Genomic DNA, 22,819 nt, shown 5'->3' on the forward strand with positions numbered 1-22,819 from the left:
GATGTCACGCCGAATCCTGGCGTCACGAGCTTTGCTGAGTTGGTCTTCAACCTGCGCTATCCGAATCATTATTCGGATCAAGAGGCTGGGCTCTTCTATAACGTGAATCGGACCTATGGACCGGATCGTGGTCGCTACACCCAGGGCGATCCCAGCGGGCTTGCTGGTGGGCTCAACAGATTCGTGTATGTGTCGAACGATCCTCTTGGTTGGTACGACGACAACGGCCTCGAACAGAAAAAGCCGATTCCATACATAGCGCCAGCTTCACCTATTGCTGGCGGCGGAATGAGAGGCTCGCAATGGCGCTCCATGCCTTCGGATCTGCAGCCCTTTACGATCCCGATGGCCGGGGGCAAGGGTGGTGCGGGGGCTGGCAGAGGAATGATGGGGTTGCCCGACTGCCCGCCAATCCCCAAGCCATCGCTCTCCGCGCACAAAGACGCGTTGAGACAAGTCCACAACGAGGTGGGCCCATTACCCAAGGGCGAACCAGGCAAGTTTGGATCGCCTCAGGCTGGCGATTCGAAAAAGGGATACCGATTGGACCCACCTCACAATGGAGTAGCCCAAGGTGATGCCGAGTCAAAATATCACCTCAACTGGTGGGACTACTCGACTGGCAAACGAGGAAACGGCGGCAGGAGTGGCGCAATTCCTATCGAGGACTGACACGTGGACAAACTGAAGATCGAAAACTATCTGAAAGCGTTCCCCGGGGCTGTCTTTCCCGAATATCAACCGCTTAGCGCCGCCTCCGCTGCGATGCTTAGAGACCGCCTCAAGAGGCGCTTCAACATCGCAACAGATGCTGATCCATTGACCGTTGCCCGAGAACTCGATGCTCTGGGTGTGGTGTGGGCCGGATTCAATGCGCAAGACGAGACTTTCCAAGTCAGCAAAGTCCTGGCTTCAGCTCACATTGCTGTCCGCGAACACGCGTACGTCAATTGGTATCGATATGACGATATCGACAAGATTCGATTCGACGATTTGGATCGATCTTTGATTGATCTGTGGTACCCGGGCGCCGATGACATCGATATCTTTGACGACTCACTGGACTGGGTGTTGTCCATTTCCCACCATGGTTCAGTCAAGCTAGCTGTAGCGTGATGCCAACTCCAACGCAAGGTTCGGAGCACTTGAACCGGGTAGAGGTATTCAATGCATCGGTGATGCCTTGTGAGGCTCGATTCACACGACCGCTTGATCAGTTCCAACGGCACCAAAATGAGCTCTGCACATATCCGACTTGAGAAGGTAGACGGATGCGGCCGGGAGCATCACAAGGCACGAGACCTACGCCCCCAACCCGCGCAACCCCACGGGTTGGGATAAGGCGCAGAGCACGGACGTTACCGGCAGGCCGCACTTTGACAAGACAACGGGTACCTACGTCCCCACTCCGCACACGCAAGGGCCGGCGGTGCCGGGTGGCGTGCGGCCTGCGACTCCAGACGAACTTCCAAGGAGAAGGTGAGATGAACACGCTGTCCCGACTGTCTCGGTGGTTCGAAGAACAGTGCAATGGTGAATGGGAGCACACCTATGGTGTCTCTATCGAAACCCTCGACAACCCGGGTTGGACGGTCCGAATTGATTTGCAAGAGCTCGACGTCAAGCTCCCGCAATTCGTGCCTCTTAAAGTGGAGCGCAGTGAGGTCGACTGGATCAACTGCAAGGTAGAGGAAGAAGCTTTTGTTGCTTTCGGCGGGTCTTCAAACCTTGATGAGATCGTGACAGTCTTCCTGGATTGGGCCACCGCCAGAAGTTGAACGACTTCTGGGAAGTCCGGATCGGATTTGCACCTACATGCCGACGGCTGGCGGGCCGATGCCGGTGGCTGCGTGTTCAACGGCCAGATCTACGCGGTCAGCAGCGCCGGAACATCTGGCAGTGGGCCTACTGCCAAGCACCGGTTCGGCGCCCCCCACTCAGTTCACGCGCGCATGAAAGCGGGATTGTTCAGGGCGGACTATGGAGTTGTGTCAGGAGGCAAGAACCGCGCGGCCATTCGCAAGCACCTGCACACCACGCTCCTTCACGCTCGCATTAAAGGCGATCTCCTCGCCGTCCTGCCGCCAGCAGTCCAGCACCAAGGTCTCGCCGGGATACACCGGCGAGGTCAGGCGTGCGCGGATCGACTTCAGCCGCGAGGCATCGTGCCCGCAGAACTGCGCGAGGATGCCGCGGCACGCGTTGCCGTAGGTGGCAAGTCCATGCAGGATGGGCCGGGGGAAGCCCGCCTTGGCCGCCACGGCCGGATCGACGTGCAGCGGGTTGGTGTCGCCGGAGAGCCGGTAGAGCAGCGCCGCGTCGGCGCGGGTCGGCAGCTCGATCGTCGTGTCCGGCGCCGAGTCCGGCGTCGCGAGTGCGGCGGGTGCGGGCTCGTCGCCACCGCCGTTCTTCGAGAAGCCGCCATCGCCGCGCAGGAACAGCACCATCTCCACGGTGGCGACACGTCGGCCATCCGCCTCGTCGGCGAGCGTCTTCTCCACATGCATCACCGCCCCCTTGCCCTCGCCCTTGTCGACGATGCGGGTGACACGGCTCTCGCCGATCAGCGTGCCCGCGGCTGGCAGCGGCGAATGGACAGTCACGGCCTGCTCGCCGTGCACCAGCTTCACGAAGTCGATGCCCAGTTCCTTGCGCTCGCGCATCCAGAAGCCGGGCGAGGCCAGCACCGCCGCCATCGTGGGGACGGCGCTGAGTTCCTTCTCGTAGACGAAGCGCAGCTCCGCCAGGTTCAGCGGGTCCGCGCCGAAGCCGACGCCCAGCGCATAGAGGATGGTGTCGCGCTCGGTGTAGGCGTGGCGCACCGGGCCGGAGCGCCAGGCCTTGGTCTTCTCGTAGTCGATCATTCGCTTCGGTCCTTCTTCGGCCAGCGGAACTGCGCCGGCTCCTTGGCGGCGAAGCGGCGGATGGCCTCGCGGAAGTACGCGCTGGACGATGCGATGGCCTGCGACGTGGCCTCCATGTCCAGCATGGTGTTGAAGTCGCTTTGCAGCGTGGCGGCGAGCGCCTGCTTGGACAGGCTGAACGCCGTGGGCGAGGCGCCCTCGAAGCCCCGCGCCAGTTCCATCGCGCGCGCCGACAGGGCCTCGGGCGGCAGGACCTCCAGGGCGAGGCCCATGCGCACGGCCTCCTCGGCCCCGAACTCGCGCGCCGAGTAGATCAGTTCCTTGGCACGCTGGAGCCCCACCACGCGGGGCAACTGGTACCACGCACCGACGTCCGGCACCAGGCCGATGCGGTGGAACACCATCGCCAGGCGGGCGCGCGTGCTCACCAGCACGAGATCGGCGTAGAGCGCGATGCTGAGCCCCGCGCCGAAGGCCACGCCGTCGACCGCGGCGATCAGCGGCTTGTCCAGTGCCATCAGCGCGCGCGCCAGCTCGGCATAGCGCGCCATGCCCGCGCGGCGCTGCTCCACGGTGCGCGCAGCGCCCTCGCCCATCCCCTTCACGTCACCGCCGGCGCAGAAGTCGCCGCCGGCGCCGGTGAGCACGACCGCGCGCACATCCTCGTCGGCGCGCAGCGCGCGCAACGCAGCGCTCAGCGCGTCGGTGGTCGGGATGTCGATGGCGTTCTTTGCCGCGGGCCGGTTCAGCGTGAGGACGGCGACGCCGTCCGTACGCTCCAGGAGGACGCTGTCGTCGGCCATGTCAAAGGCTGATGTGGAAGCCGCCATTGACGCCCAGGTGCTGGCCCGTGATGTAGCTGGAGCCGTCCGACAGCAGATAGCAAACGCTCTTGACCACCTCGCCGGGCGTGGACCACCGGCCCAGCGGGATCTGCGCGAGCATCTGCTCGCGGAACTTCTCGCCGCGCACCACTTCCGTCATCGGCGTCTCCACCACGCCGAAGCAGATCGAATTGGTGCGGATGTTGTAGCGACCCCATTCGCGCGCGGCGGTCATCGTCATGCCCAGCATGCCCGCCTTGGCGGCGGCGTAGTTGATCTGGCCGATCGAGCCCTTGCGCCCGGCGTCCGACGAGATGTTGACGATCGAGCCGCCCGTCTTGTCCCCGCCCTTGGCGCGCTCCACCATATGGCGGCCGACCGCGCGCATCCAGTAGAACGAGCCGGTGAGGTGCACGTCGATCACCTCCTGCCACTGCGTGTCGGTCATCTTGTCGATCATGGCCGGGCGGATGATGCCAGCGTTGTTGACCAGGCCATGCACGGCGCCGAACTTCGCCACCGCGTCCGCCACCGCGCGGTCGGCCACGGCTGGGTCGGCCACGCTGCCCTGCACCGCGAGCACGCGCGCTTGCGGCAGGGGCGAGACCGCGGCGTCGAGCGTCTGGCCGTTCAAGTCGACCGCGACCACGTTGGCGCCGAGTTCGATGGCCAGTTCGACGATGCCCTTGCCGATGCCCTGGCCGGCGCCGGTGACGACGATGGTGCGCCCTTGCAGGCTGACGATGGGGTCCACTGTTGCTGCTCCTTGCTTTGCGAGAACGTTGTCCGATGGTTGAACCAATGATATCCTACCCGCGAACTGTCGCAGGAGCAAATCACATGACCATCAAACGCAAGGCCTGCATCGCGGGCGCCTACGAACATCCCACGCGCAAGGCCCCCGACAAGACGGTGGCACAGCTGCATGCCGAATGCGCCCGCGGCGCGCTGCAGGACGCCGGCCTCACCCTGCAGGACGTGGACGGCTATTTCTGCGCCGGCGATGCCCCAGGCCTGGGTGCCAACAACATGGCCGACTACCTGGGCCTGACCCGGCTGCGCCATGTCGACAGCACCGACACCGGCGGCTCGGCCTACTTGATCCACGTCTCGCACGCCGCGCAGGCGATCGCCGCCGGCAAGTGCGACGTGGCGCTGGTCACGCTGGCGGGCCGGCCGCGCAGCGAGGGCTCCAGCGGGGTCGCACCGCGGCTGGTCACGGCCAACACGCCGGACGTCCCGTGGGAGATGCCTTATGCCCCCGTCACGGTCAACATGTATGCGCTGGCGGCGGCGCGCCACATGCACGAGTACGGCACCACCAGCGAGCAGCTGGCATGGATCAAGGTCGCGGCCGCGGCGCACGCGCAGCACAACCCGCACGCGATGTTGCGCGAGGCGGTGAGCGTGGAGGAAGTGCTGGCCTCGCCGATGATCTCGGACCCGCTGCACAAGCTGGACTGCTGCGTCGTCAGCGACGGCGGCGGCGCGCTGGTGGTGGTGCGGCCCGAGATCGCGGCCCGGCTCAAGCGCCCGGTGATCAACGTGCTGGGCGCAGGGGAGACCATCAAGGGCCAGCTCGGCGGGCAGGTGGACCTCACCTGGTCCGGCGCGGCAATCTCCGGCCCGATCGCGTTCGAAGAGGCGGGCGTGCGGCCGGCCGACATCCAGTACGCCTCGATCTACGACAGCTTCACCATCACCGTGCTGATGCAGCTGGAGGACCTGGGCTTCTGCAAGAAGGGCGAAGGCGGCCGCTTCGTGGCCGACGGCAACCTGATCTCCGGCGTGGGCAAGCTGCCCTTCAACACCGACGGCGGCGGCCTGTGCAACAACCACCCGGCCAACCGCGGCGGCATCACCAAGGTGATCGAGGCCGTGCGCCAGTTGCGCGGCGAGGCTCATCCCAAGGTTCAGGTGCCCGACTGCACGCTGGCGTTGGCACAAGGCACCGGCGGCCTGCTCGGCTCGCGCCACGGCAGCGCCACCCTGATCATGGAAAGGCAATAAGCGATGACCACTCCTTCCACCGACCGGCCGCTCGCGGCACCTCACGTCGACACCGCCACCGAGTATTTCTGGGCCCGTGCCAAGGAAGGCCAGCTGTGCGCGAAGCGCTGCACGGACTGCGGCAAGCTCCACTGGTACCCGCGCGCGCTGTGCCCCTTCTGCATGGGCGAGACCGAGTGGTGCGGTGTCTCGGGCAAGGGCACGATCTACAGCGTGAGCGTCACGCGCCGGGCCGGGCCCATTCCCTACGCGATCGCCTACGTTGCGCTGGACGAAGGCATCACCATGCTGACCAACATCGTCGACTGCGACCTCGACGCGCTGAAGATCGGCCAGCGCGTCGCGGTCACCTTCAAGCCGGCCGAGGGCGGCGCGATGGTCCCGATGTTCAAGCCGGCCTGAACCCGATGGAGACGCTGGACTTCTCGGTCGAGAACGACGTCGGCTGGGTGCGCTTCACCCGGCCGGAGATCCACAACCCGCTGGACGTGGCGCTGCGCACCGACCTCATGGCCGTGCTGGAGCGCGTGCGCAACGAGCCCCCCGTCCGCGCGCTCGTGCTCACCGGCGGCGCGGGCGCCTTCTGCGCAGGGGGCAACCTCCACGCACTCCAGGAGCATGCGAACGCCGGCCCGGCCTACTGGCAGCGGCGCATCAACGCGGGCCTCCGGCTCACCGACGACCTGCTGAACCTGGGCTGCCCCGTGATCGCGGCAATCGACGGGCCGGCCATCGGCGCCGGCTTCGCGCTGGCGCTGTGCGCGGACATGATCCTGGCCAGCCCGCGCGCGAAGTTCGCGATGGCGCATCTTCGCCTCGGACTCGTACCCGACCTCGGCGCGCTCTACCTGCTGCCGCGCGTGGTGGGGCTGCAGCGCGCGAAGGAGCTGGTGTTCTCCACGCGCGACATCGGCGCGGAAGAGGCCCGCGGGCTGGGCATCGTGATGGAAGTGCATGAGAGCGAGGCTTTGGAGGCCCGGGCACGGCAGGTGGCCGAGCACATGACCCGCGCCGCGCCGACGGCGGTGGCGCTCGCCAAGGCCATGCTCAACGCCTCGCTCGACGGGGACCGGCAGAGCGCCTTCGCGCTCGAAGCCGCCAGCCAGGCCGCCGCCTTCGCGGCGCCGGACCCGACGGCGCAGATCGAGGCGCTCCTCGGCAAGCGCAAGCCGGCCTTCGGCGGCCTTGGATCGCCCCGGGGCTGAAGCAGGAGGCGCGCGCCCTGGGAAAGCGCGAGCGCCTTTTGTTTTTCTGGATTCAATATTAACATGGTAGAACCAATCGCATCTGCCTGACCTCCCCACTTTCTACGGAGCCTCCCATGCTCACCCATGAAGACAACGAAACCCTCGTCCGCGTCGGCCCCGGCACCCCCATGGGCGGCCTGATGCGCCTGTACTGGATCCCCTTCCTCCCTGTCGCCGACCTTCCGGCCGGCGGCATGCCGCAGCGCGTGCGGCTGCTGGGCGAGGACCTGATCGCCTTTCGCGACAGCGAGGGACGGCTCGGCCTGGTGGACCACGCCTGCCCGCACCGCGGCGCGCCGCTGGTCTTCGGCCGCAACGAGGACTGCGGCCTGCGCTGCGTTTATCACGGCTGGAAGTTCGGCACCGACGGCCACGTGCAGGACCTGCCGGCCGAGCCGGCCGAGAGCCGGCTGAAGGACAAGGTCAGGCTCAAGGCCTACGCCTGCCGCGAGCGCAACGGCATCGCCTGGGCCTACATGGGCCCGCAGCAGGACGACCCGCCGCCGCTGCCGGAGATGGAGTGGAACCTGGTGCCGGCCGAGCGCGTGCATGTGAGCTTCCGCGTGCAGGAGTGCAACTGGCTCCAGGCGGTGGAGGGCGAGATCGACTCCGCCCACGCGGCCATCCTGCATGGCCGCATCGATGCGCAGGGCGCCATCAGCGACTGGATCGCCAAGCGCGACCTGCGCCCCACCTTCGAATGCCAGCGCCAGCCCTTCGGCATGAGCGTCGCCTCGCGCCGCAAGCTGGACGAGGAAACGAGCTACTGGCGGGTCAACCAGTTCCTCCTGCCGTTCTGGACCCTGGTGCCGCCGCAGTCGCAGTACCCTGAGCTCTCGGGCCACGCCTGGGTGCCGATCGACGACCAGAACACGCTGTGCATCATGTTCTCCTACCACCCCTCGGAAAAGCTCTACGACAAGACGCGCGCGCTGTTCGAGAAGGGTCACGCGGGCCGCGAGACCGGCCATGCCGGCAACGACGCCTTCGCGCCGCGCCCACCGACCGAGCCCTTTGCCAAGTACTGGACCCGGTACACGCGGCAGAACGCCTACCTCTTCAACTACGACGCGCAGACCAAGACCTGGTTCTCCGGCCTGCCCGGCCTCTGGGTCCAGGATGCGGCCTGCCAATCGGGCGTGGCTGCGATCTACGACCGCAGCAAGGAGCACCTGGGCATCAGCGACACCGGCGTCGCGATGACGCGGCGCCTGCTGCTGGAAACGGTGCGCAACCTGCACGGCAGCGGTACCAAGCCGCAGGGCGCGAGCGACCCGTCGACCTTCATGGTGCGTGCGATGTCGCTCACGCTGCCGGCCGGGGTGCCATGGCAGGCGCACGGCGAGCACATGACGGCAAGGCTGGATGCCGGCTTCGGCTACAACCCGTGAGCGACCTGCAACTGCTCCTGCGCCAGTTGCGCCGCGAGGCCGAGGGCATCGTGTCCTACGAGTTCGTCGCGGCCGACGGCGTGCCGCTGCCGCCCTTCTCGGCCGGCGCCCACATCGACCTGCACCTGCCCGGAGGCCTCGTTCGCAGCTATTCGCTGGCCAACGACCCGGCCGAGCGGCACCGCTACGTGATCGCGGTCGATCGCTCGACCGACAGCCGCGGCGGCTCGGCCTGGATGCATTCCGTGCCGCGGCCCGGCGACCGCCTGGCCAGCAGCGCGCCGATCAATGACTTTCCGCTCTACGAGGATGCGCCGCTGTCGATCTTCATCGCGGGCGGCATCGGCATCACGCCCTTCGTGTCCATGGCCGCCCGCCTGAACGCGCTGGGGCATCCGTGGCGGCTGCACTACGCAGCGCGTTCGCCGATGCGCGCTGCCTACGCGAACGAGATGCAGGCCATGGACCGCACGGGAAACTCGGTGGCCCTGCGCTGCACGAGCGAAGGCGCCACACGTCCTGACATCGCCGCCATCGTGCGCGAGGCGCCTGCCGGGGCCCATGTCTATTGCTGCGGCCCGAGCAGCATGCTCGACGCATTCACCGCGGCGTGCAGCGGCCTGGCACCGCAGCGCGTCCACCTGGAGCGCTTCAGCGCGAGCCAGGAGGCCGCCACCGCCGGGGGCTACGAGGTGATGCTGGCGCGCAGCGGCAAGCACTTGAGCGTGGAACCGGGCAAGACGCTGCTGGACACGCTGCTCGATGCAGGCGTCCCGATCCAGTATTCGTGCTCGCAAGGGATCTGCGGCACCTGCTGCACGCCGGTGCTGGAGGGCACGCCCGACCACCGGGACGACTACCTCACGCCCGAGGAGAAGGCCGCCAATCGCGCGATGATGGTCTGCTGCTCGGGCAGCCTCACGCCCCGGCTGGTGCTCGACCTTTGAGCCGCACGGCCGCTGCGAAGGCCCATGGCACCGCGGCCGCAGGCGAAGGTACTTCCCTGAGCACGGTCTTCCGGCGCGTACACAGACCCCGCTGACAGGTATCCATGCGCTCAAGCGCTCCGGCGCTGCGACGCATTGAAGCGACGCAGCGCGAAGCCCGCCAGGACCGCGCCGGCAGCGATCACCATCAGCGTGAAGCTCGTCGTGGCATCTGATTCGGGCGGTGCCGGCGGCGTCGCGACCGCAGCGGGTGCAGGCGCGGGCGTGGAAGACGCAGCGGTCGGCAGCTCGGCCGGCTGCGAGAAGGGATTCAGGATCGCGCCGCCCAGACTTCTGTCGGGCGGTGCCGCGACAGTCGTGGTCGTGCTCGTGCTCGTGCTCGTGCTCTTGTCTTGCCAGACCGGCCAGGTCCCATCGTTCGGAAAGACGACGGCGCCGTCGCTGGGTGCCTCGGCCGTGTTGACGTCGGTTTGCGCATGGGCGGATGGAAGAACCGCAGCGAGCGAGAGCAGGACCGTGGCTGCGAGATTTTTCGGAACGGAGAGTTGCATGTGAGGGGTGCCTGCGGTTCATTCTGTGCCGCCCCCGTGACACATCCGTGAACCCACGAAGGGGCACCATGAGAGGCAATGGCCGCGGCGCTGCCATGCGCGATTCTGTCAGTCCTTTTCAGATGCAAAGCCAGCAGGTTGCTCAGGCACTGAGCCAGAGAGCAATGTTGCGAACGTACTGTTTCGTCGAGCGAAGCGCTTCAGGAAAGCGCGCCAACCCGTCGCTGGCGGGCTCCGTCACGAAGGATGGGCAGCCGCAGGACGGATCCCAGTTGTAGTCGGCAAAGTGGTGAAAGGTCGACTGTGCGATGGCTCTTCCGCCATGCTCGGAGCGTTCGAAGGCGACCGCAATATTGAAGCGCCGACCCGACACCGAACTCACGCCTTCCATGATGACGCGGCCGCTCGGATCGTCGGATGGAGCACTGACCGTGCCTTCGTGCGGGTGAGACGGCAGGTACTGGATCACGCCGGTGGGGGAACGTCTGTCGCGCATCACCGGATGGATGCTGCCAACGGACCGGATTCGCTGGAAATCCCCGTTGGCGCCGGAGTGATAGTTGGGCCAAAGGATGTTCGCCGAGAAGGGGTGGTCGACGCAGTGGCGGCCCTTGTCGGGTTCGACGTTGCGGCTGTGGAAGTGGTGCGCGGCTCCCACCCCGCCCAGGCTGCAGATTGAACTTCCAAGGTCCATGTGGTCGCGCGTGATCATCATTGCGCCACCGAGCCGTCGAAACTGGCTGATGCCCGCGCAATCCGCGGGCGCCAGGCCATCACCGCCATCGACTGCGAGGAGCCAGAGCTGATCGTAGTCCGATTCATGCAGGGTCGAGAGCACCGGGTCAGGCTCCCCGCGCTTCGTGCGATCGCGTGCCGTCACCCGAAAGAGCGGATGGCCCTCTTCGTCTTGCAGATCCGCCAGGAACGATCTCAGGCGACTGAAGCGAGCGATGTTCCAGTCGTCCGGGCATTCTTCGATTGTGGTTTGCAGCAACAGGTTGAACATGGTGAAAGGTGAAGGTCGATCTGCCCTGCTCGCGCCTCAGCTTCGCAAGAACGCGAGCAGATCCGCGTTGACCTTGTCCTGCAGCGTGGTGGTGAGGCCGTGTGGAGCACCTGGGTAGTAGATGGCCTTGGCACTCTTGATGAGCCGGACCGATTTATGGGCCGAGTCGTGCACCGGCACGATCTGGTCGTCCTCGCCATGCATGATCAAGGTCGGGACATCGAACTTCTTCAGGTCCTCGGTGAAGTCGGTTTCGGAAAATGCCTTGACACACTCGTAGGCGTTCTTCTGGCCGCATTGCATGCTCCACAACCAGAACTGGTCGAGCACGCCCTGCGATACCTTCGCGCCCGGGCGGTTGGCGCCGTAGAACGCGATGGCCAGATCCTTGTAGTACTGCGAGCGGTCGCCTGCAACACCGGCCCGGATGCCGTCGAACACCTCGATCGGCAAGCCTTCGGGGTTGGCCGCGGACTTCAGCATGATCGGCGGCACGGCGCCGATGAGCACGGCCTTGGCCACGCGCCGGGTGCCATGGCGCCCTATGTAGCGAGCTACTTCGCCGCCACCTGTCGAGTGGCCCACCATCGTGACCTTCTTGAGGTCGAGCATGTCGAAGAGGGTTGCAAGGTCGTCGGCGTAGCCGTTCATGTCGTTGTGCGACGAGGATTGGGTCGAGCGGCCATGGCCGCGCCGATCGTGCGCGATGACCCGGAATCCATTGCGTGCGAGGAAGTGCATCTGACCATCCCACGCATCCGCGTTGAGCGGCCAGCCATGCGAGAACGTGACGACGGGACCCTCGCCCCAGTCCTTGTAGTAGATCTGCGTGCCGTCTTTGGTCGTGATGGTGCTGCTTGTCATCTGTGGGCTCCGAAAGGTTGATGGAATGACGGGAGGGCGTTGCGCCGGTAGCGTCGTGAATCCTAGGTTCGGACCCCGCTTGGGAGTAGGTCCGCCGAGGGGTTCACTCTGTTGTCGTGCTCGCATCAATCCAAGTCGCCGTGAGCGACGTCGCACCGCGGTCGGTGAGCAGGTGAGCTTGGCCGCGTGCCAGCGTCCGCGTCCACATGTCGACACCCTCGCATCCCGCTTGCCAAGCGGGCCGGAGCTGCGACCGCGTACTCAGCCCTGGCCGGCGGGCCGCCCGGAGGCGGCGCGCAGTGCCCAGCCTTTGGCGCCCTGCTGCCGGGCGATGTCTTCGGCCTTGCGGTAGAGGGCCTTGGCCTCCCCGAGTGCGCCGCGCGCTTCGGCATGCCAGCCGGCAGCGCGCCAGACCTCCGCGGCGACCCACGGGCTTTCTCCGCGCGAAACGCGTTCGATCAGTTCGTTGTCGACCCACCGGGTGCAGAAGGTCGCCAGCATCTCGCGGCGCGGCATGTCATAGCCCGAGAGCTGGGCGGCCACGCTGTCGATGTACCCGTCGCCGCCGTCCACGGTGTCGAGCTGCAGGCCCTGGAAAAACCACTGCGCATAGCGGTACCAGCCCACCAGCCCCTTGCGCTGCGCCTCGTCCATCATCATGTGCACCCAGGTGCGGGCCAGCGCGCGCTCGCCCGACCACAGCGCAACCGGGCACGCGCCATACAGCGCGGCGCAAAGCGAGACTGACTTGCCGGCCGCCTTCGCGCGGGCCACGGCATCGGCGGCTTCCTCCAGCGCCCCTTCCGTGTTCCCCTGGATCCAGAGAGTGCGGCATAGCATGGCTTTCGCGGCGACGATGGCGTTCACGCCCACCATGTTGGCGCGCGTGTGTCCCAGGCCGCCGCCGGCGCGCAACGAGGCTTCGCTGTGCTGTCTCGACGCCTCGAAGCGCCCGGAGAAATGGCTCGCCATCGCCATCACCCGGTGCGACAGATTGAGCGCGGCCGGATCGGACCACGTCTCGGCCGCCGCCATCAGTGCTTCCGCCTGCTGCAACGCCGCCGAATACTCGCCGCGGAACATGTCGTGCGTGCAACGCCCCCAGCGGGCCTGCAGCTCCAGCACGGGGATGCCCGCGGCCAGCGCACCGGCGAGCGCCCGCTCGCTGGCGGCGTCCAGTTCGGGCATCGAGCCGCCGGTGTGAAGCAAGGCGCTGACCAGGGCCGTGTTGAGCCAGGTCGCCGTCTCGGTGTCGGGGACGGGCTGGCTATCGACGAGCGCGAGCGCTGCCGAGAGCCGCTTGCGGTACTCCACCACCTGCGCCAGGTGAAACCACAGCGGTGCCGAGGCCGTGGCAAGGGAGGCGGCGAGCTTCGCATCAGGCTGTTGTGCCAGGCTGACCTCCAGCGCGAAGCGCACGTCGTCCAGGTGGTAGCCGTGGCGATCGATCCATGCCTGCTCGCTCAGGTCCGACAGCTCCGCGGTGGCCGCCTTCATCACGTCGAGCATGAGCGACGCGTGGCGCCGCAGCAGCACGGCGCGTTCGTCGCTCTGCGCAAGCAGAGCGGCGGCGTAGCTGCGGGTCGTGTCGAGCAGGCGGTAGGGCGCGGTGGCGTCATTGCTGTCGAAGAAGACGAGCGACTTGTTGACCAGCGAGATCAGTGCGTCGAAGGCCGCTTCCTGGTCGATGTCGCCGGCCACCACGCCGAGCGCGGCGTCGACGTCGAAGCGCCCGCGGAAGACGGACAGCGCGCGAAGGAGCCGCAGCTCCATCTCGCTCAAGAGCGCGATGCTCCAGTCCAGCGCCGCCGCGAGCGTACGGTGCCGAGGGATTGCCGCCCTGTTGCCGGAGGCATAGAGCCGCATGTGGTCGTCCAGCCGGCGTGCAAGGTCGCCGGGTGCCTGCACGCCCAGTCGCGCCGCCACCAATTCGATGGCCAGCGGAATGCCATCGACCTGCCGCGAGATCCCCGCGAGCAGCGGCGCGTGCGCATCGCCGAACCCGCCCGCGCCCGCGGCCTTTGCCCGCTCGACGAGCAGCTGAACGGAGGGCCAGCGCATGGCCTCCGCGAGCGAGAGGCTGTCAACGCCGGGGACCGCGAGCACCGAGAGCCGCAAGACGTGCTCGCCCGCCACGCGCAGCGCCTCGCGGCTGGTCGCGAGGATGCGCAGGCCCGGCAGCGCGGTCAGCAGGCTCACGATCGAAAGCGCCAGCGAATCCACCACGTGCTCGCAGTTGTCGATCAGCAGGAGCACGTCGCGGCTCGCCAGGCACTGCTGGATCGCCTGCACGGTGTCGGGCAGGTCGGCCGGTGCGCCTACGGACCGCGCCAGCGTGCTGAGCACGTGGTCGGGCGAGATCAGCGGAGAGAGATCGACAAAGGCGACCTGTATGCCGCGCTGGCGCTGATGGCATTCCGCGGCGTGGATCGCGAGGCTGGTCTTGCCGATGCCGCCCGTTCCGACGATCGTGACCAGCCGGCGGGTCTCGAGCGAGGCGAGCACCGTCTCCACCTCGGCCTTGCGGCCGACCAGTTCGGTCAGCCGCAGCGGCAGCTTCGTGAATGCGGGCGCCACCGCGCAGGGCGAGCGCCCGGCCAAGACCTCGGCCGCTTCGCGAAGCACCTTCCCATTGAACCGGTAGCCCCGCAGGGGGATGTTGGAGATCCATTCCCTGCAACCGTCGCTCTCGTCCGGTTGCCCCAGCGCCTTTCGCAGCGTGGACATATGCACGCGGACACTGGCGTCCTCGACCACCACGCCGGTCCACACCGCTGCGAGCAGCTCGTCCTTGCTCATGACTTCGCCCGCGCGCTTGATCAGTTGCAGCAGCAGGTCGAAGGCGCGCGGCCCCAGCCGCACGGTCTGTCCGAAGCGCTCGAGCCGGCGCTGCGCCTCCCAGACGATGAACGCGCCGAAGTACCAGCGGACTTCTGCCGGAGTCGGGACGGGGGTCGCTGCGGGTGTGCCGGGCATTGGACGGGTGCGGATCGCCTGGGCCGCATCGCACCCGATCGCCGGCAGCTTGACACGGCCGACACCGGCTTCACCGGCCCGGGATCGAGGCGGCGGCTTCCATGCGCTGCCTGTGGAGGCGTGCAGTATCGGGGATGGGCGTCTTGCCCGGCAACACCTGCCGACTCGCGGTCAGTAGTCCCAGATCACCGGCACCCACCGAAAAGCGTGGCCGTCGATCGCCACGCGGCCGACGGATGGGAACGGCAGATGTGCGGCCACCAGCAGTCCACGGGTATGCGCGAGCTCCCGGAAGAGGCGGACGCGAACGCGGGCCGATTCCTCGGGGTCATGTTCGAAGCCGTTGTGCCAGCCGGGGTGGTCGAACCCGACCGGGAAGACGGCATCGCCAGCGAATGTCAGTCGTTCACCGCCCGACACCAGGTCGACAACACTGTGCCCCGGGGTGTGACCGCCAGTGAGACGGACGATCACACCTGGCGCGACCTCATGCGTGTCGTCGAAGATCCTCAGCCGATCGCGGTATTCGTTGTAGAAGCTCGTGGCGGTCGACCGGAGCACGTCGGGCACCGGCTTCGGCATGAGGGTGTGGGAGAAATCGGGCGACGTCCAGAAGGCGACTTCGGCGGCCGATACGTGGATGCGCACGTCCGGACGCAGCCGCTCCTTGACCCCGGCGACGAGCAGGCCGCCCACGTGATCCATGTGCATATGGGTAATGATCACGTCGGTCACGGACTCGAGCTCGATGCCGGCGGCATCCAGTCGCTGAGGGAATTGCCCGGCGCGGGGGAATCCCGAAAACTGCCCTCCGAGCCCGGCGTCGATGAGGATGGTCTGGCCGCCGCTACGGGCCACCATCACGTTCAACGGCCAATCGAACTTGTCAGGCGGCATGAACATGTGGTCCAACCAGTTCGCCAGGTCGGCCGGGTCGGCATTGGTGGCCAATGTCGAGGTTGGCAGTGGCAGTACACCATCACTGACCACCAGCGCGTCGATCCCGCCGACGCTCAGCGCGTAGCGGGACGGAACCAGGTCGCTGGGCGTCTGGGTAGCGGGATGCAAGGTGTCATCGACGGAAAGCATGGCAAATCTCCAAAAGGACGGCCCGATTGCCGGGCAAAACCAGCCGGGCGACTGGCAGCAAAGTGCCGTTCAACCTCCGCGGTTGTCGGGCACGCACATCACGGCAGAAGGCCGCATGTCATTGATCGTAGGAAGGAAGGGCGCGAGGCGGTAGGCCTGCGCAGGGGCGCACAGTGGTGCCTGATACGCACCAAACACTTCGATTGCCTCGCACAACAAGCTATCGTTCGCTGGATGGCCACATTCTTCAAGACGAGCCGCCTCTGGGTCGTGGACTACACCTGGAGAGGAAAGCCGCGCCGCTGGTTCAAGGCGCTACCTGAAGGGGCCGACGGGCCCACCCTGCTCGCAGCCGAACTGATGGACGTCCATGGGCCCCTGGCCCGCGTGGTCGAGATCCGCCCCGCGTCACCACAGGAAGAGACGGATTACCTGCGCGGCAATCTGCCCAAGAACATCTTGTGTCCAACCGGACGTCGCGGCAGCCCTTGATCGAAGCCTGCGGCAACGAACGCCGTCACGGGGAACAACCACGGCGATGGCCTTGTCAACGACAACGGCGGCACCGTGGTCGACGAAATCAATCGCTTCGCCACGCCTACCCGATCCTCTTGATCATTCGTGGAGGTTAGGCGTAGGTGCTGGAGACGGGTTCGGAATGCTGCCGGAAGATCATGCGGGGTGGTTTTCGGTAAGGGCGAGGCGGGGCTGCCGCGAGGTTGCCGGCACGAGCGCGATGGTGGCTTCGTGCAGGTTCAGGAAAGGTTCGTGGGCCAGCTTCTGCGGAAGATCAGTCTGCTCGAGCCTGTCCATGACAGGGCCGCGCACCTCCGCGAGATGCAGTTCTACACAGCGCTCGCGCAAGTCAGTCTGGAGGCGCTGGAGTGCTTCGACGGCCGTAAGGTCGATGTGGCTGACGGAGACAAGTCCAGCACGAGGTGCCGGGTGTCACCTTGCCGGTCGATCTTCTCCTCGATGCGCCCGAGGACCGCCGGCATGTTGGCGAAGAACAGGCTTTCGTCGACCCGCATCAGCAGCAGCCCGGGATAGGTTCTGACCGCAAAGCGCCGCTCGTTGCGGAAGTGCTCGCTGTCGCCGACTGCCCACCGACAGCGTCATGCTGGAGCCGAGAACCGCATAGGCGACCAGTGGCAGGATGCTGGCGTACATGCCCACATGGGGCGGCAGTCCCGCAAGCATCGCGTATGCAAGGCTTTGCGACACCAGCAGGATCGTTACCACGAGGCCGGCGACGAGATCCCTGGGCAGCCTTGCCCCGGTCGTACGTGGCCAGCCACCGCCGCTTCATGTTCCGCTCTTGCCCATGCGGTACAGCGCGGCTGAACGGCGTCCCGTGCGGCAGAACGCCACGACCGGCTTGGGAAGATCATCGACCACGCTCGCCATGTTGCGCGCCTGCTCCTCGGTGTGCCCCGTGGGTGGCACGGGTAGGTACCGGTACTCCAGCCCCGCCTTTCGCGCGGCGTCCTCCAACTGCGCGCTGGTCGGCTGGCCGGCCCCGCCTTCGTAGTCGGGCCGGTTGTTGACGATGCTGCGGAAACCCGCAGTCGCGAGGGCGGGCACGTCATCGGGCTGCACCTGTGCAGTGACGCACAGGGCTTGATCGATCGGGTCGGGCGAAAAGGCATTCATCATCATTTCCAGGTTTGGGCTGTTTCAGGGTTCGGGGCTCGGCCCCGTGATCGGCGCGGCTGCGTCCTGCATCTGGTCAGTTCGCGCACGACGGCTGCAAGGGACTACTCGAATCAGTCGTTCCTTGCTCCGCCTTTCGGCAGGGCGTTGACCGGGATCCGCAGGTAGGCGACGCCGTTGTCGTCGGGCGGTGGCATCTGGCCGGCGCGGACGTTCACCTGGATCGACGGCAGGATAAGGGTCGGCACCTCGAGAGTGGCATCGCGGGCCTTTCGCATGGCGACGAAGCCTTCTTCCGTGATCCCGTCCCTGACGTGGATGTTCTTCGAGCGCTGCTCGGCCACCGTGGTCTCCCACTGCGCATCGCGGGTCTTGGGCGGGTAGTCGTGGCAGACGTACATGCGCGTCTGCGGCGGCAGGTCCAGCAGGCGGCGGATCGAACGGTACAGCGTGGCTGCATCGCCGCCGGGGAAATCGGCGCGAGCGGTGCCGACGTCAGGCATGAACAGCGTGTCGCCCACGAAGACGCTGTCTTCGATAAGGTAGGCCATGTCGGCCGGCGTGTGGCCAGGCACGAGCATGGCCCTGGCTTCCACCTCGCCAATGCGGAAGGTTTCGCCGTCCTTGAACAGGTGGTCGAATTGGCTGCCGTCAGGCAGGAAGCTGCGCTCCAGGTTGTAGAGCTTCTTGAACGTCGCCTGCACCTCGCGGATGTTCTCGCCGATCGCAATGCGGCCGCCCACGCGCTCTTGCAAGTAACGCGCCGCGGAGAGGTGGTCGGCGTGCGCGTGCGTCTCGAGAATCCACTCAACCTTCAAACCCTTGTCCTTCAGATACCCGAGAACCTGGTCTGCCGCCTTGGTCTCCGTGTAGCCCGACTTGAAATCGTAATCGAGCACCGGGTCGATGACAGCAGCAGCGTTGGTGGCGTTGTCCGATAGCACGTACGAGACTGTCCACGTAGAACGGTCGAAGAAGGCCTGGGTGGTGATGCGCGCGGTCATTGCACTCTCCTTTCAATCCATTTAATTATATTATATCGTTTGATATACTATTCTGCAGGTGAGACGGATTGAGAGGACCGCATGAACGAAGACCCAAGTGATCTCGTGATCGACCCGCAGCGGCTGCGCTGCGCAGCCGAGAACGCCATCGCCGCGCTGAAAGTGCTGGCCAACCCGGAAAGGCTGCTACTGCTGTGCCAGCTCTCGCAGGGCGAGTTCAGCGTCGGCGAACTCGAGGAACAGTTGGACATCCATCAGCCGACGCTGTCGCAGCAGCTCGGCGTGCTGCGCAGCCAAGGTGTGGTGGCCACGCGCCGCGAGGGAAAGAACATCTACTACAGCGTGGCGGACCCCAACCTGCTGGAAATCCTGGTGGTCCTGTACCGCCTCTACTGTCCAGCGGAGTAAGACATCCATCGGCTGGGTGTTCGTACGGCAATGGCGGCCGTCAAAAGCAGGCGCCGCAGTGTCGCCAGGCGGCAGCAGGCAACTCCGGTTCGGCCCGCAGGCCGCCTCCCGGACGGGGCGACAGGCGGACGCTGCCTCCATGGCGCAGGGCGATCGCCTGCACGATGGCCAGCCCGAGGCCGCTGCCGCCGGCCGCCTTGCTGCGGCGCCAGAACCGGCGCGTCGCCATCGCGCAGTCTTCCTCGCTCATGTCTGGGCCGCGGTCCAGGACCTCGAACTTCACGGTGCCGTACATGGAGCAGAACGAGATGGCTGGAATGCCCAAAAGGAAAACCCGCAGAAACTCAGTTTCATGCGGGTTTGGAAGATGGTGGCCTGGGGCGGAATCGAAAAAATCGCGCGGAGCCAGCAGCCACGCGCCCTCGGGGAGGTTACAAATTTTCCAGGGTACGGGCCGGGGTACGGACGCAAAAATACAACGAATGTGCGCTGTGGTTGGACTCCAAAACAGCTGCAGGATCCACTCGCCTCTTGCCAACGCAGCAGTTGGCGAAGACCAGCCTGCGCTGGCTGGACACTCCTGCACTCGACAAAACGCGTGGGCGCACGTAACGGCAGTCTGGATCGGCCTCTAGTCCTTCGCGTCACAAACCCCTTTGCACACCAGTTAGAACCTGGGTAGCTCGGTCGTCATGTTCTCGTCCGGCTCGTCCGGGTGCTCCACCCCTGGTGCGTCCAACACCAATAGCGAGATGGACATGTCGTACCGGTCTGAGAGCACAACCATCTCGCGCACAGGCAGCCTGATGGGCCAGACGCCTTCGGGGTGCTCTACGCCCAAGCGATAGTCTGCGGTTGAAAGCGCTTGGTCTGGGCTCACAGTGAGCGAGCCCGAAGGCAATTCCATGCCCTCCTGCAGCGTTCCAAACGTGTATCTCTTCGCGCTGCCACTGGCCTTCCACCAGTGCAGCATCCCTTCCCGTCCCATAACGGCGACGGCTGGCTGATCGGTGAACTCCAACCATTTGAGCATTGCGGCCGTGAGTGAAACACCATAACGGTCGGCGCACTCGCCCAAGAGGTCAAGAGTGATCCGACGCCCACGCACCTGCTGGGTGTAGTCGTCGATCGGCATGAGTAGGTACGACGCGAACTGGTCTGCCTCGCGCTCGATCCTGGCCCCGGTGATCCCCAGTGTCGCGCTCTGGGAGCACTGGAACGCATCCTGCAGCTTGCGATGGAGGACGTAGTGCCCAAACTCGTGCGCAACGGTGAAGTTGGACCGTCCTGGCAGTTCGGGGTGCGGGTGGTACAGCAACGCCCAGACTTTTCGCTCCTTCAGCCAGAACAACCCGCCCTCGAAGCCTTTCAACTCTCGGGCTTGCAACTCCCCAATGGGCGCCTCGGGCGCCACGTTCCTAGACCATTCCTGCGCCAGCGCTCCGGCGTTGATCGGAAACGTTAGCCCGTGGACGGCGCGCCACAGCTTCGCCAGCTTGATTGCCTCGCCCGATGGGGAAAGCCCCTCTTTCAAGGGCCGGCCTTCTTGTCGAGGACGCTGAGGATTTCCTGCAACTGCTGCTTCACCCCGCTGTCCAGCGACTGATACTTGCGGAAGAAGGCCTCGTCGGCAACGTCGATCGAGGGCTCTGCGACGTCGTCGTTCATCAGGAACTCGGGTGTCACGCCCAGGACCTTCGCCACCTCATTGATCCGGTCGGCGGACGGGCGGGCCTTTTCCTTGTTCTCTAGTTCCCATACGGATGACTTGGACGCACCGATCTGCTCGGCGAACTGTTCCAACGTCAAGCCTGCTTTCTTCCGCAATGTGCGGATCTTCTCGCCCAGTGTTGGCATGCTTGTTCGGAGTTCCGATAAAAAAAGTACTTGACTCCGGAAGTTCGGGAGTCCACAATTTTTATTGTGATAGTTCCGAACTTTTTGCGCAATCCCGATTTGGTAACACAGCCAGCTGGGAACAAGGAAGTCGGGATGTCACAAATCAACCAACCGATCCTGAAGGGGACGACCATGAGCAAGACGTTGAAGCCCGGTACGCCGGCACCGAAGTCCGGCCAGTACCAGAACCCGGGCACCGGCAATGAAGTGACCGGCGTGAAGGGAAAGCCGCTGCCGCCGACGCCGCGGCCGGGCCAAGGCTACAAGCTGGTGGACCCCACCAAGCACAAGCGCTGAGCCGGGGCGGGTCCAAGTGCGGCAGAAAGCCATCGACAAGAATTTCAAGGAGACCCCGTGATCCGCGAACCTGTGACTCTCCCCCAGCGCCCCCACATCTCCATGCGGTCGTCGGCGCGTTTCTTCCACTTGGTGGACGTCATCGCCAGGGCCAATGAGCCCACCGCCACCCAATTGATGGCCCTGGAGCGCTCCTACAACAGCACCGGCGAGTTCCTCTCGGCATGCCCGGAGTTCCAGGGCGATCTCATCCAGATCCATGCCCACGGTTCCCGGCAGTTGGGCACCATCGTGCGGCCCCGTGATGGCTCGCGGGAGGGCTTCGACATCGATCTGATCGCGCGCCTGGCGTCCGGGGCGCGTCACAAATACGACGGCGAGCACGGACCAGTCGTGCTTCTCGATCGCCTGCATCGCGTTTTGGCCCGCTACGCCGATGCGCATGGCCTCCGGCTGCGCCGCTGGGAGCGTTGTGCAACGCTGGAGTACTCCGAAGGGATGTGCGCTGACATCGCGCCGGTCATTGACTCTCCGTTGTTGGCCGCGCCGTTCGGCGAGACGCACGGCCTCATCCCTGACCGCGAGCTACGGCTTTTCGACTCGACGAACCCGCGCGGGTACGCAAAGCATTTCGATCTCGCCGCCGCGATCTCACCGAATTTCACCGGCGCAGTGCGCTTTGCGGAGGCGATGGATTCGGTGACGCGCGCGGAAGTGACGCCACTTCCTGATGCGCAGGAGGTGTTCGACCGGCTGCTGTGCCGGCTGGTGCAACTGTTGAAGCTGCATCGCAATGTGGCGTTCGGCGTTGCGCTCGGAAGCCAGGACATGGCACCATCTTCTGTCTTCCTGACGACGCTGGCCGCGATGGCCTACGCGGTGGAGGCGCCGCAGCCGCACGAGAGTCCCTTGGAGTTGCTCCTCGATATCGTGGAACGGATGCCGCTGCACTTCGAGCGGATTTCCCGGGCCGACGGTTCCGAAGAATGGGTCTTGCCCAACCCATCCGCGCCGCGGGACAACCTGGCCGGCGGCATGAATTCTCCGGCTCGACAGGAGGCATTTTTCTCGTGGCACCACCGCCTGATCGGTGATCTGAAGCGCATCCTGCACGCCATCGAAAACCATGAGGGGATGGATGTCCTGATCAAGGCGCTGGAGGGCGCATTCGGACCTCGCTGCGCGGGCGCCATCCAGCAGGACCAGACCCAGCGGCGCCAGAACAGCCGCGTTGCGGGCCGGGTGACGCTGATCTCGTCGGCGGCAGCCGCGCCGGTCAGCGTCGCAGCGCGACCCCATACGTATTTCGGCCGCTGATGACACCTTACCCGGCTCCGCCCGTACCGACCTTGGCCCAGCGAGCCATGGAGCTACGCGCCCTGCCTCTCGATGGCGCCCGGCTGGTGTTTCTGCCGGGCCGAGCCTTGCGCTATCGATTCTGTCTGGCGCCGAGCGACTTCGGTCGCGTCTATGAGTGCGAACTGCGCCTGACACCCGATTCCCGCCCGCCGGAGATGTTCGTGCTGAGTCCTGCCCTGACGACCCTGACCGATGAATCTGTGCTGCCTCACATCTACCCGAACAACGGCCCTGGCACCAAGCTGTGTCTCTGGTGGCCGAAGCAGCGTGAGTGGCTGCCGCAGATGAAGCTGGTCGATACCTACATCGCCTGGACTGCGGAGTGGCTGTGGCACTTCGAGGACTGGTTGACCACAGGGGTTTGGGCTGGCGGTGGCGAGCATCCGCAGTTACGCAGAAAGCGCTGGGCTTGAGGCAGCGACGACCAGGA

27 protein-coding genes and 1 pseudogene are annotated in these 22,819 nt (G+C 65.8%); 13 read left to right on the plus strand and 15 right to left on the minus strand.

The window, feature by feature from the left end; genetic code table 11:
* The 3 genes from APY03_RS40350 to APY03_RS18660 form a co-directional block, all read left to right on the plus strand.
* On the plus strand, positions 1-672 hold a 672-nt coding region (locus tag APY03_RS40350; RefSeq protein WP_198161266.1), incomplete at its 5' end, for an RHS repeat-associated core domain-containing protein.
* A 3-nt stretch (positions 673-675) separates the two neighbouring features.
* Complete coding sequence (locus APY03_RS18655) at positions 676-1,116, plus strand: hypothetical protein (protein WP_068678907.1); 441 nt, start codon at positions 676-678, stop codon at positions 1,114-1,116.
* A 368-nt stretch (positions 1,117-1,484) separates the two neighbouring features.
* Positions 1,485-1,778 carry an immunity 53 family protein gene (locus APY03_RS18660; RefSeq protein WP_068678909.1) on the plus strand — a complete coding sequence of 98 codons (294 nt, stop codon included), beginning with the start codon at positions 1,485-1,487 and terminating at the stop codon, positions 1,776-1,778.
* 213 nt (positions 1,779-1,991) lie between these two features.
* On the opposite strand, the gene APY03_RS18665 is transcribed toward APY03_RS18660, so the two are convergent.
* From APY03_RS18665 to APY03_RS18675, 3 genes are read right to left on the minus strand one after another with little or no spacing between them, the layout of a single operon-like run.
* Entirely contained in the window at positions 1,992-2,864 is an 873-nt protein-coding gene (locus APY03_RS18665; protein WP_068678911.1) for a MaoC/PaaZ C-terminal domain-containing protein, read from the minus strand.
* Complete coding sequence (locus APY03_RS18670; protein WP_068678913.1) at positions 2,861-3,667, minus strand: enoyl-CoA hydratase/isomerase family protein; 807 nt, start codon at positions 3,665-3,667, stop codon at positions 2,861-2,863. The genes APY03_RS18665 and APY03_RS18670 overlap by 4 nt, the downstream gene beginning before the upstream one ends.
* 1 nt (position 3,668) lies before the next feature.
* Positions 3,669-4,442 (minus strand): SDR family NAD(P)-dependent oxidoreductase, encoded by a 774-nt coding sequence (locus APY03_RS18675; RefSeq protein ID WP_068678915.1) that lies wholly within the window; start codon positions 4,440-4,442, stop codon positions 3,669-3,671.
* Between the two features lie 86 nt (positions 4,443-4,528).
* Between APY03_RS18675 and APY03_RS18680 the strand changes: the two genes are divergently transcribed.
* The 5 genes from APY03_RS18680 to APY03_RS18700 all read left to right on the plus strand — a co-directional run bounded on the left by APY03_RS18680 (position 4,529) and on the right by APY03_RS18700 (position 9,283).
* A complete protein-coding gene (locus tag APY03_RS18680) occupies positions 4,529-5,698 on the plus strand; it encodes a thiolase domain-containing protein (protein ID WP_068678917.1) in 1,170 nt (389 codons plus the stop codon).
* Between the two features lie 3 nt (positions 5,699-5,701).
* The gene (locus tag APY03_RS18685) at positions 5,702-6,100 is read left to right on the plus strand and encodes a Zn-ribbon domain-containing OB-fold protein (protein ID WP_068678919.1); all 399 of its coding nucleotides are present in this window, start codon (positions 5,702-5,704) and stop codon (positions 6,098-6,100) included.
* Between the two features lie 5 nt (positions 6,101-6,105).
* The gene (locus tag APY03_RS18690) at positions 6,106-6,903 is read left to right on the plus strand and encodes an enoyl-CoA hydratase/isomerase family protein (RefSeq protein ID WP_068678921.1); all 798 of its coding nucleotides are present in this window, start codon (positions 6,106-6,108) and stop codon (positions 6,901-6,903) included.
* Positions 6,904-7,019: 116 nt separating this feature from the next.
* On the plus strand, positions 7,020-8,336 hold the full coding sequence (locus tag APY03_RS18695; protein ID WP_068678923.1) for a Rieske 2Fe-2S domain-containing protein: 1,317 nt from the start codon (positions 7,020-7,022) through the stop codon (positions 8,334-8,336).
* On the plus strand, positions 8,333-9,283 hold the full coding sequence (locus tag APY03_RS18700; protein ID WP_068678925.1) for a PDR/VanB family oxidoreductase: 951 nt from the start codon (positions 8,333-8,335) through the stop codon (positions 9,281-9,283). Before APY03_RS18695 ends, APY03_RS18700 begins: the two co-directional genes overlap by 4 nt.
* Before the next feature lie 110 nt (positions 9,284-9,393).
* Here the strand turns inward: APY03_RS18700 and APY03_RS18705 are convergent, their stop codons facing one another.
* The 5 genes from APY03_RS18705 to APY03_RS18725 form a co-directional block, all read right to left on the minus strand.
* Positions 9,394-9,834 carry a hypothetical protein gene (locus APY03_RS18705; RefSeq protein WP_068678927.1) on the minus strand — a complete coding sequence of 147 codons (441 nt, stop codon included), beginning with the start codon at positions 9,832-9,834 and terminating at the stop codon, positions 9,394-9,396.
* Positions 9,835-9,976: 142 nt separating this feature from the next.
* Positions 9,977-10,840 (minus strand): hypothetical protein, encoded by an 864-nt coding sequence (locus tag APY03_RS18710; protein WP_068678929.1) that lies wholly within the window; start codon positions 10,838-10,840, stop codon positions 9,977-9,979.
* A 36-nt stretch (positions 10,841-10,876) separates the two neighbouring features.
* Positions 10,877-11,704: an alpha/beta fold hydrolase gene (locus APY03_RS18715; RefSeq protein WP_068678931.1), complete on the minus strand. Its 828-nt coding sequence runs from the start codon at positions 11,702-11,704 to the stop codon at positions 10,877-10,879.
* A 261-nt stretch (positions 11,705-11,965) separates the two neighbouring features.
* The gene (locus APY03_RS18720) at positions 11,966-14,680 is read right to left on the minus strand and encodes an ATP-binding protein (RefSeq protein WP_068678933.1); all 2,715 of its coding nucleotides are present in this window, start codon (positions 14,678-14,680) and stop codon (positions 11,966-11,968) included.
* 171 nt (positions 14,681-14,851) lie between these two features.
* Positions 14,852-15,769, minus strand: coding sequence for an MBL fold metallo-hydrolase (locus APY03_RS18725; protein ID WP_068678935.1), 918 nt, complete (start codon positions 15,767-15,769; stop codon positions 14,852-14,854).
* 234 nt (positions 15,770-16,003) lie between these two features.
* On the opposite strand from APY03_RS18725, the gene APY03_RS18730 reads away from it, so the two are divergent.
* A complete protein-coding gene (locus tag APY03_RS18730; RefSeq protein WP_068678937.1) occupies positions 16,004-16,261 on the plus strand; it encodes a hypothetical protein in 258 nt (85 codons plus the stop codon).
* 180 nt (positions 16,262-16,441) lie between these two features.
* On the opposite strand, the pseudogene APY03_RS40355 reads toward APY03_RS18730, so the two are convergent.
* From APY03_RS40355 to APY03_RS18745, 4 genes and pseudogenes are all read right to left on the minus strand, one after another.
* Positions 16,442-16,800 (minus strand): annotated as a pseudogene (locus tag APY03_RS40355) (sodium-independent anion transporter).
* Positions 16,718-17,038, minus strand: coding sequence for a SulP family inorganic anion transporter (locus tag APY03_RS40360; protein WP_083944464.1), 321 nt, complete (start codon positions 17,036-17,038; stop codon positions 16,718-16,720). The pseudogene APY03_RS40355 and the gene APY03_RS40360 overlap by 83 nt, the downstream one beginning before the upstream one ends.
* Before the next feature lie 36 nt (positions 17,039-17,074).
* On the minus strand, positions 17,075-17,422 hold the full coding sequence (locus APY03_RS18740; protein ID WP_068678941.1) for a TIGR01244 family sulfur transferase: 348 nt from the start codon (positions 17,420-17,422) through the stop codon (positions 17,075-17,077).
* A gap of 113 nt (positions 17,423-17,535) precedes the next feature.
* Positions 17,536-18,426 (minus strand): MBL fold metallo-hydrolase, encoded by an 891-nt coding sequence (locus APY03_RS18745; RefSeq protein WP_068678943.1) that lies wholly within the window; start codon positions 18,424-18,426, stop codon positions 17,536-17,538.
* A gap of 81 nt (positions 18,427-18,507) precedes the next feature.
* On the opposite strand from APY03_RS18745, the gene APY03_RS18750 reads away from it, so the two are divergent.
* Entirely contained in the window at positions 18,508-18,834 is a 327-nt protein-coding gene (locus tag APY03_RS18750) for an ArsR/SmtB family transcription factor (RefSeq protein ID WP_068678945.1), read from the plus strand.
* 40 nt (positions 18,835-18,874) lie between these two features.
* Here the strand turns inward: APY03_RS18750 and APY03_RS18755 are convergent, their stop codons facing one another.
* From APY03_RS18755 to APY03_RS18765, 3 genes are all read right to left on the minus strand, one after another.
* Positions 18,875-19,129 carry an ATP-binding protein gene (locus tag APY03_RS18755; protein WP_102905676.1) on the minus strand — a complete coding sequence of 85 codons (255 nt, stop codon included), beginning with the start codon at positions 19,127-19,129 and terminating at the stop codon, positions 18,875-18,877.
* Positions 19,130-19,501: 372 nt separating this feature from the next.
* Positions 19,502-20,368: an ImmA/IrrE family metallo-endopeptidase gene (locus tag APY03_RS18760; RefSeq protein WP_068678949.1), complete on the minus strand. Its 867-nt coding sequence runs from the start codon at positions 20,366-20,368 to the stop codon at positions 19,502-19,504.
* Positions 20,365-20,691, minus strand: a complete 327-nt coding sequence (locus tag APY03_RS18765; RefSeq protein ID WP_068678951.1) for a helix-turn-helix domain-containing protein — start codon at positions 20,689-20,691, stop codon at positions 20,365-20,367. The genes APY03_RS18760 and APY03_RS18765 overlap by 4 nt, the downstream gene beginning before the upstream one ends.
* A gap of 135 nt (positions 20,692-20,826) precedes the next feature.
* Here APY03_RS18765 and APY03_RS18770 point away from each other — a divergent pair, with 135 nt between their 5' ends.
* The 3 genes from APY03_RS18770 to APY03_RS18780 are packed head-to-tail and all read left to right on the plus strand — an operon-like array spanning position 20,827 to position 22,802.
* Positions 20,827-21,030: a hypothetical protein gene (locus APY03_RS18770; protein ID WP_068678952.1), complete on the plus strand. Its 204-nt coding sequence runs from the start codon at positions 20,827-20,829 to the stop codon at positions 21,028-21,030.
* Between the two features lie 57 nt (positions 21,031-21,087).
* Positions 21,088-22,347: a nucleotidyltransferase domain-containing protein gene (locus APY03_RS18775; RefSeq protein ID WP_083944465.1), complete on the plus strand. Its 1,260-nt coding sequence runs from the start codon at positions 21,088-21,090 to the stop codon at positions 22,345-22,347.
* A gap of 47 nt (positions 22,348-22,394) precedes the next feature.
* Complete coding sequence (locus tag APY03_RS18780; protein WP_232081166.1) at positions 22,395-22,802, plus strand: hypothetical protein; 408 nt, start codon at positions 22,395-22,397, stop codon at positions 22,800-22,802.
* Positions 22,803-22,819 lie beyond the last annotated feature (17 nt).

Source organism: Variovorax sp. WDL1, from assembly GCF_001541225.1.
GTDB lineage: Bacteria > Pseudomonadota > Gammaproteobacteria > Burkholderiales > Burkholderiaceae_C > Variovorax.